This is a genomic window from Paenibacillus ihbetae (genome assembly GCF_002741055.1).
Classification (GTDB): Bacteria; Bacillota; Bacilli; order Paenibacillales; family Paenibacillaceae; genus Paenibacillus_AQ; species Paenibacillus_AQ ihbetae.
In genome coordinates this window covers 2,104,981-2,120,153 of record NZ_CP016809.1, presented here as the reverse complement: position 1 = coordinate 2,120,153, position 15,173 = coordinate 2,104,981, and the positions used below count along the sequence as shown (strand labels likewise).

Annotated in this window: 17 protein-coding genes and 1 pseudogene; 11 read left to right on the top strand and 7 right to left on the bottom strand. The window is 47.4% G+C overall.

All coding sequences use genetic code 11. The features are described from left to right. Complete coding sequence (uidA, locus tag BBD41_RS09620; protein WP_099477427.1) at nucleotides 1-1,800, top strand: beta-glucuronidase; 1,800 nt, start codon at nucleotides 1-3, stop codon at nucleotides 1,798-1,800. Nucleotides 1,801-1,987: 187 nt separating this feature from the next. On the opposite strand, the gene BBD41_RS09615 is transcribed toward uidA, so the two are convergent. From BBD41_RS09615 to ssuC, 6 genes are all read right to left on the bottom strand, one after another. Continuing rightward, nucleotides 1,988-2,974 (bottom strand): ABC transporter substrate-binding protein, encoded by a 987-nt coding sequence (locus BBD41_RS09615; protein WP_099477426.1) that lies wholly within the window; start codon nucleotides 2,972-2,974, stop codon nucleotides 1,988-1,990. Between the two features lie 27 nt (nucleotides 2,975-3,001). After that, complete coding sequence (locus BBD41_RS09610; RefSeq protein WP_099477425.1) at nucleotides 3,002-4,144, bottom strand: LLM class flavin-dependent oxidoreductase; 1,143 nt, start codon at nucleotides 4,142-4,144, stop codon at nucleotides 3,002-3,004. A 1-nt stretch (nucleotide 4,145) separates the two neighbouring features. After that, complete coding sequence (locus tag BBD41_RS09605; RefSeq protein ID WP_099477424.1) at nucleotides 4,146-5,045, bottom strand: aliphatic sulfonate ABC transporter substrate-binding protein; 900 nt, start codon at nucleotides 5,043-5,045, stop codon at nucleotides 4,146-4,148. Next, a complete protein-coding gene (locus tag BBD41_RS09600; protein WP_099477423.1) occupies nucleotides 5,042-6,058 on the bottom strand; it encodes an ABC transporter substrate-binding protein in 1,017 nt (338 codons plus the stop codon). Before BBD41_RS09600 ends, BBD41_RS09605 begins: the two co-directional genes overlap by 4 nt. Before the next feature lie 230 nt (nucleotides 6,059-6,288). Then, nucleotides 6,289-7,086: an ATP-binding cassette domain-containing protein gene (locus BBD41_RS09595; protein ID WP_099477422.1), complete on the bottom strand. Its 798-nt coding sequence runs from the start codon at nucleotides 7,084-7,086 to the stop codon at nucleotides 6,289-6,291. A 13-nt stretch (nucleotides 7,087-7,099) separates the two neighbouring features. After that, nucleotides 7,100-7,879: an aliphatic sulfonate ABC transporter permease SsuC gene (gene ssuC / locus BBD41_RS09590; RefSeq protein ID WP_099477421.1), complete on the bottom strand. Its 780-nt coding sequence runs from the start codon at nucleotides 7,877-7,879 to the stop codon at nucleotides 7,100-7,102. A gap of 285 nt (nucleotides 7,880-8,164) precedes the next feature. Between ssuC and BBD41_RS09585 the strand changes: the two genes are divergently transcribed. From BBD41_RS09585 to BBD41_RS09555, 7 genes and pseudogenes are all read left to right on the top strand, one after another. Next, a complete protein-coding gene (locus tag BBD41_RS09585; protein WP_237087047.1) occupies nucleotides 8,165-8,647 on the top strand; it encodes a hypothetical protein in 483 nt (160 codons plus the stop codon). A gap of 158 nt (nucleotides 8,648-8,805) precedes the next feature. Beyond that, nucleotides 8,806-9,537, top strand: a complete 732-nt coding sequence (locus BBD41_RS09580) for an SMI1/KNR4 family protein (RefSeq protein WP_099477420.1) — start codon at nucleotides 8,806-8,808, stop codon at nucleotides 9,535-9,537. Between the two features lie 150 nt (nucleotides 9,538-9,687). Beyond that, a complete protein-coding gene (locus BBD41_RS09575; protein ID WP_099477419.1) occupies nucleotides 9,688-9,876 on the top strand; it encodes a WXG100 family type VII secretion target in 189 nt (62 codons plus the stop codon). Nucleotides 9,877-10,475: 599 nt separating this feature from the next. After that, nucleotides 10,476-10,853: pseudogene (locus tag BBD41_RS09570) on the top strand (polymorphic toxin type 50 domain-containing protein); the annotation flags it as partial. Between the two features lie 16 nt (nucleotides 10,854-10,869). Then, nucleotides 10,870-11,208, top strand: coding sequence for a hypothetical protein (locus tag BBD41_RS09565; protein ID WP_077569604.1), 339 nt, complete (start codon nucleotides 10,870-10,872; stop codon nucleotides 11,206-11,208). Between the two features lie 417 nt (nucleotides 11,209-11,625). Next, nucleotides 11,626-11,961, top strand: coding sequence for a hypothetical protein (locus tag BBD41_RS09560; RefSeq protein ID WP_099477418.1), 336 nt, complete (start codon nucleotides 11,626-11,628; stop codon nucleotides 11,959-11,961). A 95-nt stretch (nucleotides 11,962-12,056) separates the two neighbouring features. Next, complete coding sequence (locus BBD41_RS09555) at nucleotides 12,057-12,530, top strand: hypothetical protein (RefSeq protein ID WP_099477417.1); 474 nt, start codon at nucleotides 12,057-12,059, stop codon at nucleotides 12,528-12,530. 402 nt (nucleotides 12,531-12,932) lie between these two features. Here the strand turns inward: BBD41_RS09555 and BBD41_RS30250 are convergent, their stop codons facing one another. Next, complete coding sequence (locus BBD41_RS30250) at nucleotides 12,933-13,046, bottom strand: putative holin-like toxin (protein ID WP_237087095.1); 114 nt, start codon at nucleotides 13,044-13,046, stop codon at nucleotides 12,933-12,935. A 53-nt stretch (nucleotides 13,047-13,099) separates the two neighbouring features. Here BBD41_RS30250 and BBD41_RS09550 point away from each other — a divergent pair, with 53 nt between their 5' ends. The 3 genes from BBD41_RS09550 to BBD41_RS09540 all read left to right on the top strand — a co-directional run bounded on the left by BBD41_RS09550 (nucleotide 13,100) and on the right by BBD41_RS09540 (nucleotide 15,133). Further along, nucleotides 13,100-13,459, top strand: coding sequence for a hypothetical protein (locus tag BBD41_RS09550; RefSeq protein ID WP_099477416.1), 360 nt, complete (start codon nucleotides 13,100-13,102; stop codon nucleotides 13,457-13,459). A 351-nt stretch (nucleotides 13,460-13,810) separates the two neighbouring features. Then, nucleotides 13,811-14,356: a C40 family peptidase gene (locus BBD41_RS09545; protein ID WP_077569600.1), complete on the top strand. Its 546-nt coding sequence runs from the start codon at nucleotides 13,811-13,813 to the stop codon at nucleotides 14,354-14,356. Nucleotides 14,357-14,707: 351 nt separating this feature from the next. Beyond that, nucleotides 14,708-15,133, top strand: a complete 426-nt coding sequence (locus BBD41_RS09540; RefSeq protein WP_099477415.1) for a DUF6157 family protein — start codon at nucleotides 14,708-14,710, stop codon at nucleotides 15,131-15,133. Nucleotides 15,134-15,173: the final 40 nt, after the last annotated feature.

Below are 15,173 nucleotides of genomic sequence, written 5' to 3'. Positions count from 1 at the left end.
ATGCTTTATCCAATTGTGACCGCCTCCCGGACCGTCATCGATTTAAACGGAATATGGAATTTTAAACTGGATTCCGGCAATGGATTCGCCGAGAAATGGCAGGAACGTCCGCTAGCGGATACGATCCCGATGGCGGTACCTTCCTCATACAATGATGTGGGGGTTAGCGCAGAAATTCGCAATCATGTCGGTTGGGTGTGGTACGAACGGGATTTCATCGTTCCAAGCGCGCTTTCCTCAGAGCGAATCGTTCTCCGATTCGGATCGGCCACGCATAAGGCGAAGGTGTACGTCAACGGCCGCTTGGCGGCCGGGCACACGGGCGGGTTTACGCCGTTCGAGACCGAAATCAACGAATGGTTAACCGAAGGGAAAAACCGGCTTACCGTTGCGGTCTGTAACGTGCTGGATGAATCAACGCTGCCCGTCGGCAACTATTCAGAGCAGGAGGTTGAAGGACTCGGCAAAATCATTCGCAATCGACCGAATTTTGATTTCTTTAATTATGCGGGACTTCACCGGCCGGTCAAAATCTATACGACGCCTTGGGTCTACATTCGGGATGTCGAGATCGTATCCGGCGTGCAGTCTGATGGATCCGCCTTGGTGAATTATTCGGTGGCTGCAAGCGGCACGGTGGAGACAAGGGTCAGCATCCTCGATGAGGACGGCATCGTTGTCGCGAGTGGAGAAGGCGCGGAAGGCAAATTAATGATCACGGAAGCGAAGCTCTGGGAGCCGCTGAACGCTTACTTGTACAGGGTGAAAATCGAGCTGCTGCAACAGGGCGAGACGATCGACGAATACGAGCAGCCCTTCGGGATCCGAACGGTGGAAGTGAAAGAAGGAAAGTTTCTCATCAACGGAAAACCGTTCTACTTTAAAGGATTCGGCAAGCACGAGGATTCCCCGATTCACGGCAGAGGATTCAACGAGGCGGCCAACGTGATGGATTTTCAATTGATGAAATGGATCGGTGCCAATTCGTTCCGGACGTCCCATTATCCGTACTCGGAAGAGCTCATGCGGCTAGCCGATCGGGAAGGCTTTGTCGTCATCGACGAGGTGGCGGCTGTCGGCTTGCATTTGAACTTTATGGCGATTCACGCAAACGGCCCGAAACGGAATACGTGGAAGGAAATCAATACCCGCGAGGCACATCGGGAGGCCATTCGTGAATTGGTTGCGAGGGATAAAAACCATGCCTGCGTCGTGATGTGGTCAATCGCCAACGAGCCGGCAACGGCGGAGGACGGGGCGTATGAGTACTTTGAACCGCTGTTCCGGCTGACGAAGGAATGCGATCCGCAGCAGCGTCCCGTCACGGTAGTAACCTTGCAGGAAGGCAGCCCCGAGGATTGCAAGGTATCGGATCTGGCGGATGTCCTGTGCTTAAACCGCTACTACGGTTGGTATGTGGAAGGCGGGGAGTGGGAGTTGGCTCAGGCCAAGCTCCGCCGCGAATTCGAAGGCTGGAACAAACGCTGTCCGGACAAACCGATCATCATGACGGAATACGGCGCGGATACGATCGCTGGATTCCACGATGTCGATCCCGTCATGTTCACTGAGGAGTTCCAGGTTAAGTTTTTGCAGGCGAATCACGAAATTTTTGACGCATGCGGAAATTTCGTCGGGGAACACGTCTGGAACTTCGCCGACTTCCATACTAGTCAAAATATCATTCGGGTTCAGGGAAACAAGAAAGGGGTTTTTACTCGCGATCGCAAACCGAAAGCCGCTGCACACGAGTTGAAAAAGCGGTGGCATTCGATACCCGATTTTGGGTACAAGCTTTAAATTTTCCTGTCCGCAATGATAAGGAAGCGGCTTTAAATGGAAAGGCAAGGAGCTTAGTCTCCTTGCCTTTTTCAATATTAAACGTGACCAGGGTCATACTGCCCTACCGCCAAATGAAGTTCCTCTTGTTTTAGTTTACCGAACAATGCCTGACGCTCACACTCCTCTCAGCTTACCTCAGACAGCTTCACTTCAACGTCCTTACATCCACCGTATTGGACAGAACATCCACTTCATTCGGAATAATCCCTTTCTCAAACATATAATCGGCGATCGCTTGCCAACGTTGGCGGACGGTGTCATCAATCGGGTCAAACGGGTATAAAGAGCCTTCCAGCTGCTGACGCGCGACGGGTTCGGAGATGCCTTGGATGTCCTGAATTAATTGGACGGTGTGATCGACGTCGCCCGATAGAAGCGCGGACTCTTCATTCAAGCCTTCGAACACTTCATGGACGAGCTCCGGATGCTCCTTCAGGAAGCCGTTTCGCACAATATACACCGTATCGTTCTCGGATTCGATGTCGCCTGCGGAAATGACCAGCTCTGCACCGAAGTCGACGAGCGCCACGGCCGTAAAAGAACCCCATGTCGCCCAAGCATCAACTTGCCCGCTCTCAAAGGCGGGGCCTGCTTCCGTTGGCGGAAGATAGACGATCTCGACTTCGCTCGCATTGAGTCCACCTTTCTCTAATGCTTTATATAGTAAGTATTCGCCTGTGCCGCCGCGGTTGACGGCGATTCTTTTGCCCCGGAGGTCGGAAGGGCCCTTAATGCCGGCTTCTGGCTTGGCCACAATACCTTGATTATCTTCATCGCCAGGCTGCTTCGTAAAAATCGTAAATTCCGAGGAGCCTCCGACAAGGGCGCTGATGGCTGCCGTAATCGAGCCGATCGTGATATCGATCGAACCGGCGTTTAACGCCTCGATCGCCGGCGACATGGCGGCGAAACCGCCGGTTTTTTCAATGCTCGCTCCGGCTGCTTCAAGCCTTTTATACAGGGGCCCGCCTTCCTCGGATAAACTTAATGGCTGGGCACTGCGCAGGATGCCAAGACGAACGGGGACGGCTTCATCCTTGGCACTGGCTTGTTTCGCTTGGCCGGCTTTACCGCAAGCTGATAACGTAACTAACAGAAATACTAATAGTAGATGTAAGCTTATTTTTCGCATAGGACACTTCCCTTTTTGCCGGATCGTTTAGTGAATGTTATGAGCCCAAGTGAAGGCCTTCTCCTGTTCTTCTAGCTTCGGCGTCGTTACGGCCTGACGGTTAACGCGCAGATGGGGCAGGATGGATTCTCCTACACGGTAAGCTTCTTCAAGCAGCGGAACACCGGAGAAAATAAACGTTGAAATGCCCGCATCCTGATACTCTCTTAAACGCGCCAGAACGGTTGCCGGACTGCCAACGATCGTGGTACCCGGACCTGGTCGTACCAGACTCATCCCGGCCCATAAATCCGGATAAATTTCGAGCTCCCGCGCGTCTTTCGGAATTTGGCCGTTGTGATTGCGAAGCATGCGCTGCTGCCCCACCGAATCGCTGTTTCGAAGAATGGATTGCATATGCTCCACGGTCTGCGGATCCATCGTCTTGAGCAACCGGTCCGCTTCTTGCCAAGCTTCCTCATCCGTATCGCGCACGATCAGATACAGCCGGATGCCATACCGCATCGTACGACCTTGCTCAGCAGCTAAAGCTTGAAGATCTTGAATCTTCTCGGCGACCTGCGGAGGCGTTTCACCCCAGCTCAGGTACGTGTCGATGTGCTTGGCGGCCGTGAGGTGTGCCGCTTGCGACGATCCGCCGAACCACAGGGGCGGCGTTGGCTTCTGCGTGGAAGAGAGCTGCAAGGCTTTGCCTTCGGCGGTAATATACTTGCCATGGAAATCCAGGTGTTCTCCGGCCACGGCTTGCTTCCATACCTGAATCCATTCATCCGTATAGGCATAACGTTCATCATGCCCAAGCGTTGATCCATAAGCGCGCATCTGCGACGTGTTCCCGTTCACGATATTTAATAGGACGCGTCCTCCGGAGAAATCATCGAAGGTTTGCGTCATTTTCGCGGCGAGCACGGGGGAGATCAGCGGCGGATGGACAGCGATAAGAAAACGCATATTGCTCGTGCTGGAGATCAGGGAGGAGCCCAGCACCCACGTATCATGCGGGCCCGTTGCCAGCAAGGCGCCGGTAAACCCCAATTGGTCGACAGCCGAGGCAATCTGCCTTAGGTAAGGCAAATCGATTTTGCGCGCGCCCTCCGTTGACCAAGGACTGCGGCCATCCGGCGCGGTTAAATACCAATACACCTCAACATTCTCGTTGTATGCAGCCATGCTATTCTCCTCCAATTTCTACGGGTACGGGCAGAACGGCATCGGAAACGGCAATGCTCTTAGGCAAAATATGCTGCCTTGCTAACAGATCGGCAACCCGCTGCTGTTCGCTTATAAACTCCTTGGTAATCGGCTGCAGCCCCCAAGGTCTCCGCTGAAGCGCGGCTTCCCATGAATCCGCGGATGGCCAATCGGGCAGGTCCCGGGCAAACAGCTCTGCCGCTTCGCGCGTGTTGTCTTGAATCCATTGATCTGCTTGCTGCAGCGCTTCAACGACAGCCTTAAGCAGCTGCGGCTGATTCGTCGCAAAACCCCGGCTGGCAAACCATACGGAACGGTGGGAGATATGGGATTCAAGCGGCACCAGCGTGCGAACGAGACCTTTGTTATGCAGCTCCGTCAGCTGCGGGTCGTTGCCGACCCAAGCCTCCACTTCGCCGGCCAGCAGTGCTTTTGCCCCCTTATTGCCTATATCCGCACGAGCGACATCATCATATAGAAGGCCTGCCTTATCGAGCGCGGTTGCGAGAAAACTCGTATGCCAGGACCCTTCGGACAGCGCAATGCGCAAGCCTTTCAAATCGGCAACGGATTGCACCGGCGATTCCTTGCGCACCACTAAGGCGCCGCTGGCTGTACGGGGATTCGATACCGCAACGTACACAATATCGATTCCCGATGCCTGCGCGGTTAACGGCGGGGTAGACCCTGTACCTCCAAAGTCGATTTCGCCGGAAGCGATCCGCAGCGGCGTCCTTGCTCCGTCGGTGTAATCAACCCAGGCAACGGATGCGTTGTGGTCTTTAAGAAGCTCTTCCAAAAAGCCCAAGCGGCGCAATACGAATAACGAATGATTATTAGGATGAACGCCGATGGTTACGTCTGCTTTCGTTTGAGTCATGTGAGGGACACTCCTTTGGCAATGTTTTGTTCAGCTGCGGCTAACGGTTCGGGCAGAATCCAGTCCCATACATTCACGGGATTCGGGAGGAAACCATGCTCGAACAGGAACCTGCTCTGGGCATCAAGCGCCGTTAAATAGTCTTCACGCAGTGCGGGTCGAAGGGAAATATTGCGATAAGCGGAGGCAACATATTCGGAGGAAGCGCCGGTTTCCTTCGTAACGACACGAATGAAATCCTCGGGATGATCTTTGGACCAATCGGCGGCGCGAAGCAGAGAAGTGAGAATCTGCTCCACGACATGCTCCTGCTCCGTTAAGGCCGTATCGACCGTCACGGTTCGGGGCACGCCATTGTTGACTCGCACCAGCGGATCCGGATGGAACCCGAGCTCGATCACTTCCTTTAGCCCGACCGTACGGGCGACCTCCAGTCCGGTAGCTCCTTTGACAAAAACAGCATCGATCTCACGCCGCTGCAGCGCCTCGATTTCGGTATTCCAGGAATCCCTTCTTCCTTCACGAATTGCTTCAAGATGGGTGATGTTGACGTCATCCAGCGTAAGATTCGCCAGCGAGAGCGCATTATGAAACCCGCGAAGCGCTTGGGCCGCTCGAAAATCGATCTCCAAATACCGATGACGAGGAATCCCGATTCGTCTTCCGCGCAGATCGCCAGGCTCCTGAAGATCCGAGTCGGGAAGGGTAAGAATGGCTTGATATTCATCGACCCAGCTTAGTCCGATCAGCCGCGTATCACTCCCGGTTGAGCGTGCCCATAAAGCCGGAATGTTGCCGCCTTCCCGCACGAGGAATGGCAAGGTGTGATTAAAATGCGCATCCGGCAAAGCTTGACGGGTGTCTCGCGTTAGCTCCGCTGCCGTACATCCGGACTTTCCAAGCTCCTGATCAAGAAGCCCGAGGTCAAGGGCCAAACTGGCTGCTGTCGGAACAGGGCAGCGGGTAATCCTAATTTCTTTTACGATTTCTTGCGGACTATCGATGTGGGGCATGGTTTCTACAGCTCCTTTCTTTTTCTAGATATCAGAACGTATAAGCTTCGGAGAATCTGCTGCCTGATATCGCAAGAAAAACTACCGCTAAACGCGGTCTGTCTTCTTTGAAAGTACGTTGATAGACGTTTTTCTTACGGTTTCACATCCGGTCAAACGCTCGCTTGTGATCCACCTCCTTCAAGAAATGGTTATGGAATTCCCCTCCCGAGCAGGATGGCGTTAGACACCTATGAACCTTTCTTTAAGGGATAGGGGAGGCTTTCTGTTTCATGACGGCTTGCCACTTCGGTTATGCCCAAGACCCGTTTCAGGATGTGATCGATGAATGCGGCCACTTCGGCATTTCCCCGTTGACGGGGGCGGGGGAAAGGGACGGCTCGATCCATCGCGATCCGGCCCTCCTCAATGAGGACTACGCGATCGGCCAAGACGACAGCCTCTTCGACATCGTGCGTAATCAGGACGGTCGTAAATGGCTGCTGCTGCCACAGCGATTCGATTAATTGCTGCATTTCAATGCGGGTCAATGCATCCAGCGCGCCTAAAGGCTCATCGAGCAGCAATAGTTTGGGCTGGCTGGCGAGCGCTCTGGCTAAGGCGACGCGCTGCCTCTGACCGCCGGAGAGCACGGACGGCCAATCATTGGCCCGGGCACCGAGCCCAACCTGTTCTAAAGCGGCTTCGGCTTTATGGCGGTCTTCTTTTCGAAGTCCGATCGCTACATTATCGATGACCTTATTCCAGGGCAGCAGCCTGGCGTCTTGAAACATCATCCGGGTCTCGGCATGCACATGGTGAACCGGATGGTCATTGATCCATATGCCTCCCGACGTGGCGGGCTCCAATCCGGCGATCACGCGCAAAAGCGTGCTTTTCCCGTAGCCGCTTCGCCCGATGATGGCTATGAACTCTCCCGGCTTCACGTCCAGCTCAATGCCTCGAAGTACAGGCTGTTCGCCAAAGCTTTTCTGTAATTGGGTTATACGAAGATGCACACCGTGGGTAGAGGATTTCAGGGTCGACACATCCTTTCAGAGCTTAGTTGTGATAATTCGGGTTCCAGCGTAAGAACCGCCTCTCTAAGAGCTTGGCGATAGAATCGGCCAGCTTTCCAAATAAGGCATACAGCACAATGGTCAGCAGAATGATATCGGTTTGCATGTATTCTCTTGCATTCATAGCCAGAAAGCCGATGCCCGAATTCGTAGCAATCGTCTCGGATACGATGAGGGTGAGCCACATGATGCCTAAAGCGTAGCGGAGTCCGACCAGAATGGAAGGCAGGGCACCAGGCAGAACGACTTTCCAGAAGAGCGAAGCGGTGCGCAGCCCGTATACGCTGCCCATTTCGATCAATCCGTTGTCCACGGAGCGGATGCCGTGCAGGGTATTGATGTAGACCGGGAATAACACGCCGATCGCGACCAGAAATATTTTCGATTCCTCGCCAATGCCAAACCATAGAACGACTAGGGGAATCATCGCCAGATGAGGAACATTGCGTATCATTTGAATCGTCGTATCTAACAATTTTTCAGCGATGGAGGATAGGCCGTTGATAAAACCCAGTACAAGACCGATTCCCCCGCCGATTAAGAAACCTATGAACGCTCTTTGAAAGCTGATGGAGATGTGTTCGATTAACTTTCCTGATAACAGCAAATCTCTGAAAGAAAATAAAACGTCTTGAGGCAGGGGGAGGATTTTCCTCGATATCACGTCAAGATTGGATAATATGGCCCACACAACGATTAGTAAGATGGGGAGGACCCAAGGCAAACATTTTCCGATGAACGGATTGGACATGAGCTTTCTCATCGCTTCTACTCACCTGGCCTTTAAAAATAGGATCAAAAATAAAAGGCCACAACGCCAGCACAATATCTGCTGAGGCTGTGACCTCCATTTGAATGGTCGGTATCATTTAATGTTTAATAATTCCTATAAGTTTAATATGGATTTGATTATACTTCCGGATATTGGTTTCGTCAACCGGGAATATGCGAGTCCGTGGAAGAGGTTATGTTAAAATATGGTGTAATGCAAATTCCCTCTTACGGAAAATACGTACTTGAGTGAAGATGGTATGTAGGAGTGTTTTATATGAACAAAAAAATAGTCTTGTTGTATCTTCTTCTTGTTACGTTGCTCATAACCTCCTGTTCGCCGAAAAACCAGGATCGAATAGAAGAAGAATCCGGCACGTTGGAGATGATAAATATTTATTTGTACCGTAACGATTTCCATCGCGTTCAGCCTGAGCTGATCAACGTACAAAGTGATCCGGATGTGCTGAAGACCGCTGCACAATGGGCACAGCGAGGAGAGTCTGAACCGTTGCCTGAAACCCAAGAAATAGAGCAAATGTATGTCTTTCAGTACCAATTTCGTAACGGAGATACCATCCAAAATGTCTATTATATGTACGTGACGGACACGAGTAATAAGCAGTACATGAAGGAATTTGAAGGGAGTCTTAGAAAGGATACCGACAAATTTGATGCTTCCGAAAAAGAACGCATACTGCATTTAATCGGACTTGAAGGCTGGAAAAAGGTTTCGGCTTCAGAGTTAATAAATTCGTGATTCTATATGACATGAAATGGGGCCGGACAAGAGAGTCTATTGTTGTGCTGAACATTGAATGAACAAAATGAAATGAATAGGCGTATCAGTGTTCTCTAGGAGAACTCGTAAAAGCTTGTTTAAACGAACCATATACGTCGAGGAGGTTGACTCAATTAATGAATGCGACAATCGAAGGACTTCTCCGTGTATTAGGGGAGCACCATAAAGAGACCCACGGCATTCCGGAAGCGGACATCCAGGTCAAGGAACAGAGCCTTGGCTTTCCGTTGCCGGTGGTCTTGCGGGATTACTATAAGATTGTGGGACGTTCCCCATATATCACCCAAGGGTGCAATAACCAATATGAACCGCTCCCGCTGGAGGATGTGTTCATTCCAGATGAAACGTTTTTTACGACAGACAAAGGATTTCTGGTCTTCTATCAAGTGGCGGAATCCGTAATATATTGCGGCATTCGACTTCAGGATTTGGAGCAGGAAGATCCACCGGTCTATTTGTGCGCGTGGAACTTACCCGACTGGCAGCTGGAAAACCGGTCACTTCAACATTTTCTCGTTGGCAAGGCACTTGTTCAGCTGGGCGTCGAGGATCGGCTGCCGTATTGGGCCATTTTCGATGAGAGCATGTGGGGCTTGTCCGACTATTGCAGCAGTATGCAATTGGAGCGGAAGCATGAGATTGATGAGGGGTCAGAGCTGAATGCATGGAAAATCTACGTAAAGGATGATGTGCTGATTGTGTTCGAGCTCGTATCCGAAGAGGAAACGGATGACGTGTTGGCTGTGTACCTGGCGTCTTTCGAGCGAGCCAGTTTGGGGAAGCTGTTGAGCGGGATGGGGAGAGCGGCCAACTTGCCTGCATATCGGACTAATCTGCCAGAACAGTGATTACTATTGTGTAGTAAGTTGCAGATTTGGCAGTTCTGATAGGCACTTTCGACTGAGTCAATCTGTATTTAAAAGAGGACCTTGCAACCTTTTCCAGTTATTTGAAGTAGGGTAGAGTGACTATCTAGCAAATGATGAAGAGGTTGAATTATGTCCAAAATCCTTGTGCCTCCTGAGGTGCTGCTGGCGGTATCAGAGCAGTTCAATCGAGCCTCCAATCAGTTGGAGGCGAATTCAAACACGCCGAACCAACACATTCAGATGCTGGCGTCATGTTGGGACGGCACCACGTGCTCGCGTTTTTATTATGAATTTTCCAGCAGGCGTATCGCGACATGAAATTGACGATTGAGCATATGCAGGTGACTTCTCAGGAATTAAAAAAAATTGCTTATAAATTCATGCAGGTCGACAATGAGCAGGGAAACTTAGACCCTAGGTGCGCATCTCCACAGACCCTGAACTCTTTGGGGATGAGCAATGTCCACTATGAAAAGGCCATCAAGGAAAAATCGTTTGGAGACCATGTCAATGAACTGGGAATGGAATTTAAAGCATTCGGCGTGGGAGTTCAGGCAGCTGCCGCCGAGATGTGGGACTCAGCTAAAGATACGGCGAACGCCTTGATCGAGGAACCGGTCGAGACTGGGAAGCAGATGGCATACAATGCTACGATCGGGACCGCGGAGGAGATTGTAAAGACAACGATTTGGGGTGCCAAAATGGCACTTGATATCGGTGACACCCGCGAGAAATTCGGCGAGGAGGTCCAAGCGGAGCAAGAACTAATCAATGAGATGGGCACATCGACCTACCTGGGTCAGCAGGCTGCCATGATTTTCGGCGGCTTTGCCTTGAAACGACTTGGTGTCAAGGATACGCCTAACCTCAAGAAAGATCCTGGTGGCGATGGGGGTAAGGGTGGAGCGGGGACTGGTAATACTGTACCTTCTTATGGAAAGAATTCAGTACCAATAGGACCTTACCGAGAAGTAAATGGATTCCCAGTTAAAGTAAAACCAGGTGCTCAGGAGAAACATATTCCTAATACTCCAAATTACAAACAAGAGATAGCAAATGGAAAAAACAAGAGTATCTTCTATGGGGATAATAAAGCGGCACAAGAATTGCTTGATGAGTTTGCAGGCAAAGGTCAATTACTACCAAAAGGTAATAAAGAAAGAGTAGATTTTGGTAAACCAATTGGAAAATACTATGATAGTGATACTGGTGAGTATCTTGAAACTACTAGAGGAATAATTCATTACGGAAAAGACGGAGCGCATATAGTGCCATCAGAACCATTAAAGGAGTAAAAAGAGGAGGATACACATGGAATATGACCCTTTAATAAAAGTGTTAAAAAAGTATAAAGATAGTGAATTGATAATAGAGTGGGATAGTGGATTAAGGATTATTGGTGAACCAGACACACTTTTTGAAACAGACAATGGGCTAGATGACGATGATGTGAATTATGCTGAATATTATGCAGTTACATTTCAAGTAAATGATATTTTAGTGCATCCTACTAGTGAGGAAAATAGTTTATATAATTGGTTAATACAAAAGAAAGGTACATTAATTGAAATTTCACTTTATGATGATCCGCCGGATGCAGTTTTTTTATCGGATGGACAAAATGTATGGAAAAGGGATAGTCAAAAATAAAAGCGTTACTTTAAAAAGATACCTTGATTGGCTTCGTGCCTCTCAAGGTATCTTATTTGTTGGGACTACCTAGTGACGGGTGAACCCCACACTTAACCAATAGCATATATAACCCATATAATACCGGTGTTAATTCTTCATTTCGGTTGGCGCACATCAAATGCTTTAATTTTATAACCTATACATCACTATTCCGTTACATCAAACAGGTTGATTATGGTCAGATACACTTTCTTGAACTGGGGTTCCTAGGGCGAGGACTTGCTGCCCGCCGAGCGTAATGCTCAGGTCGCGCAAATTACGAGGCGTATATTGCAAGTATGAATAATGCTGAACTTATTACAATCATAACTAGACTTAGATAATTTAGATGAAGTAACTACTGCTTTAACAGAACTTTCTATAAGAGAAAAGGAAGTGGCATTACCTTATTGCCTTAAAATACTCGAAGAAGATTTGGGAGATGAGTTTCTTCAAGCTGTTGCATTTAATTTACTTTATGAAGGTGATCATGAAAAAGCAAAAGAGATTATTACCAGAAAATTAACCAATGCATCTACAGTACTGATTGGAGCAATCATGGATAATTTATCAACCGATAGTTTACAACCTTTTGGAGAGTCACTTTCAACTGAGTTTCTCAATGCGATTTTAGAAAGATATTTAGACTTAAGTGATGCCGACAAGGAACGTATCCATGATAACTACGAATGGTTCAAAGTATCTTTTGAGAAAAAACTAAGTATTATGTAGCTTACGGTGGGGGCTACCTAGTGCTGTATGATGACGGTTAGTCTTGCATTGTGGTTGACGGTAAAATCACTAGGATATTTGGGGGATAGATTTGCATGGATTTCGAATTGTTTTTAGAATCTAATTTAAGTTGCAAATCATTGGCAGAAGTTATTGAACAATTTATAATCAACTTTTTGAATGAAAAGGTATCGATCCAGAAAGATGAAGAAGAAATAGTTATCGGAACTGAATACTTTTCATTGGCTCTTGAACTTGAGGATATCTCAGATATAAATTTTGTTAGAACCCACTATGACTTAGATGTTAATATTTGCATCAGAGTTCAGTTATTTGGAAACACCTTTGATCAGGGAATAACATCTTTGTTTAAAGTTATCGGGAAGTTATTAAAACAATGTGGTGGGAATCTGTTGTTTTTAGAAAATGGTTCGGATCAGCTGCTTAGAAAAGAGAATAGTCAGTTAATTGTCAATAGTGATTTGGATCAATACCAGATAAAGTACTTAACCCCAAGTTTACTAAGTTTACTTGATCATTCTTATATCGAAAGAAAGTTAAAGAAATAAAGTGCTTCATTGGATTTTTATTGGGGCTGCCCAGTGCCGAATGAGCCCTACATTTAACTATAACGCATATAACCCATATGTATAATGACTGATGCCCGTCGCGCATCACACACTGCGGGAGATAAGGAAGCCAAGCAAAATCAACTTTTATGCAAATGCTCGTCCCCCTTTAGAAGAGATCTTGAGGGGGGGATGGGTGCCTATCATAGACAAACTTTTTGTTATTTTGGAAATCTTGAACTTTTCTGTAGTAACAATACCAGGTAATATTATGGTGAAATATGTATATAATAACGTGGAGTGAGGATGCAGCTAACATCCTCACTCCTAACAACAGCCGCTTCTAAGGGCGGTAGGCAGTTAGAGGGACTAGAAATAGGTCGTTATCCCATCCACGGGCGGCTATTTCTTTTTGGTTTGGTTGAATGCTAAGACAATCGTTACGACAAGCCCGATAAGCGTGACAAGTAGCGAACCGAACTGGATCATTAATGTCAGAGATTCCCTTTCATAAATACGGTATAATTTACTTCCTATGTTTTACAGAAATAATGGAAATGGGGTAGAAAATGAAAAAACTAAAATCCATTAAGTTTTCAATAACATTTTTTCTTATTCTTATTATGTGTTCGGCATGCCTGAGCACTAAGGAAGAAGGGGCAAGTGGAGCTATTTTATTAGATGAATTAACAAGCTTATCTGAAAAGGGTGTATCACTGAATTGGGATGATTTCAACAAATACTCTTTTGAGGATATCGGTTCAGGAGTATATATAAGAAAGTATCAAATCGAAGGAGGGCACGAGTTATTTATTACAGGTAAAAGCCTAAAGAGTCTTCCTGAGAAAATTTATATTATCAATAAAAATGGTAAGGAAGTATCTCTTACTCAGGATGGTTTGAGGGAGTTTTTTGCAAACGATTTGTAAGATGACAAGATGACAAGAAAATATATTTTTATAGCCGCATGATAGCGGCTTTTTTATTTTTAAGATACAGGATCTTGTCAACTGCTGTTTAGAATTGCGGTCACGAAGTTCATTCCACATGACCCGGATGTTTTATCAGATCGTAATGAATTTTCTCGATGAGATAAATTAGTGACTCCTATCTTTCGAATAGGCCAATTCATTGGTGAATGAATCCATTTTTTAGAGAGCATATTTGCATATAAACGAATAACCAAACCTTTTGTTTGTATTTGAATAATCTGTAGCATTGCAAAAAAGGTACATGTCACCATTTGTTGATCTATTGTTGAATCTGGAGGGGAGGAACTTATGGCACAGCCAAAAAAAATAAATACGCATGAAAAAATTATTATTGCTGGAATGAAACATATGAGTAAACCATACAGGTTGGGGGCTGAGCCGTTTCAAACCAAAGAGTTCGATTGCAGCTCATTTGTACAATATCTTTATAGTCAAGTTGACGGGATTCTTCCTCGTACTTCCAGGCAGCAGAGCCTGATCGGTAAAAAAATAAAGAAAGAAAATATTCGAAGAGGGGATCTGTTGTTTTTCACCAGTCGGGCCCGTCATTCAAAAAAGGGCATTGAAAGGATAGCCCACGTCGCTATTTTTATAGGAAAGGGCAAAATGATACACTCATGTAAAATGGGTGGTGTCGTTATATCGAAATTATCAGATGTCATCAATAAAAATGATAACAAACGCTGGGATGATTATTATTTATTCGCGAAACGAATATCCAAAGATGAATTGCAAGATCTAATCACAAAACCGCAGGAAGACTCTAGTTCCAATATTAAAAGTCTACACAATAAACCCAAAATTCTGAAATGTAATAAATCAGGGGGAACATGAAATAAATCAGAAAGAGCCTTATATTTTCGAATTCCGATCTGCAAAAAAACCGTCAGAGCTAATGATACTACCAGCCCTTGCTCAGACTCTAAGGTGGGTACCATGCTGCGGCTCAAACCAGAAACCACAGCCTCGAAACTGTGGTTTCTGGTGTTTCCTCTTTAAATAACCGTATAGAAGATAACGGGTCGAAAGAGCTTCAACATTACACCATCTTGATATCGTTCGAATCTTGCTCTATCTTGCCTGAATATAACTGACCGATTCTGTCAGGAATAAAGGGTTATAATAGATGTTAGAAAATTCGATGTGTGATGAGCGAAGCTATACATCGGTTCAGGAGGAACGAAGATGGAATGGAATTACTATGATACGTTTATTACCGTTGCCCCGGATTGCCCCGCAGAGACCGGAACGAAGCCTCCGGACAAGAAAAGCGGAAAAACCAAGCCGGGCATCGAGTTTGAGTTGCTTGAGAATCATCCTTATGTCTATACCCAGGAGGAGCTTCTGTTCGAAGTGCATATCCGGCACAAGAACATTCCGGAGGCGGAGCTGGCCGAGAGAAGGGAGCAGATTCGAGAAGAGTTTTTTAGGAAGCCGCAACCATGCTTGAGAGCATCCATGCTCCCGAAAAAATACGGGTGGGGTCTCCATTTCAACGCGAAGGGGCAAATCGCGATCGTTCCGGTAGAATCTCCGGACTACCATCGCTTCGTGGAAGGGGCCAACGGGAAGGTAAAGCTGCTCGCCGCCATGAGGAACAAGAAGAAATGATTCGGGACAGCGGCCACGACGATGTCTAGGGGACTTTTGT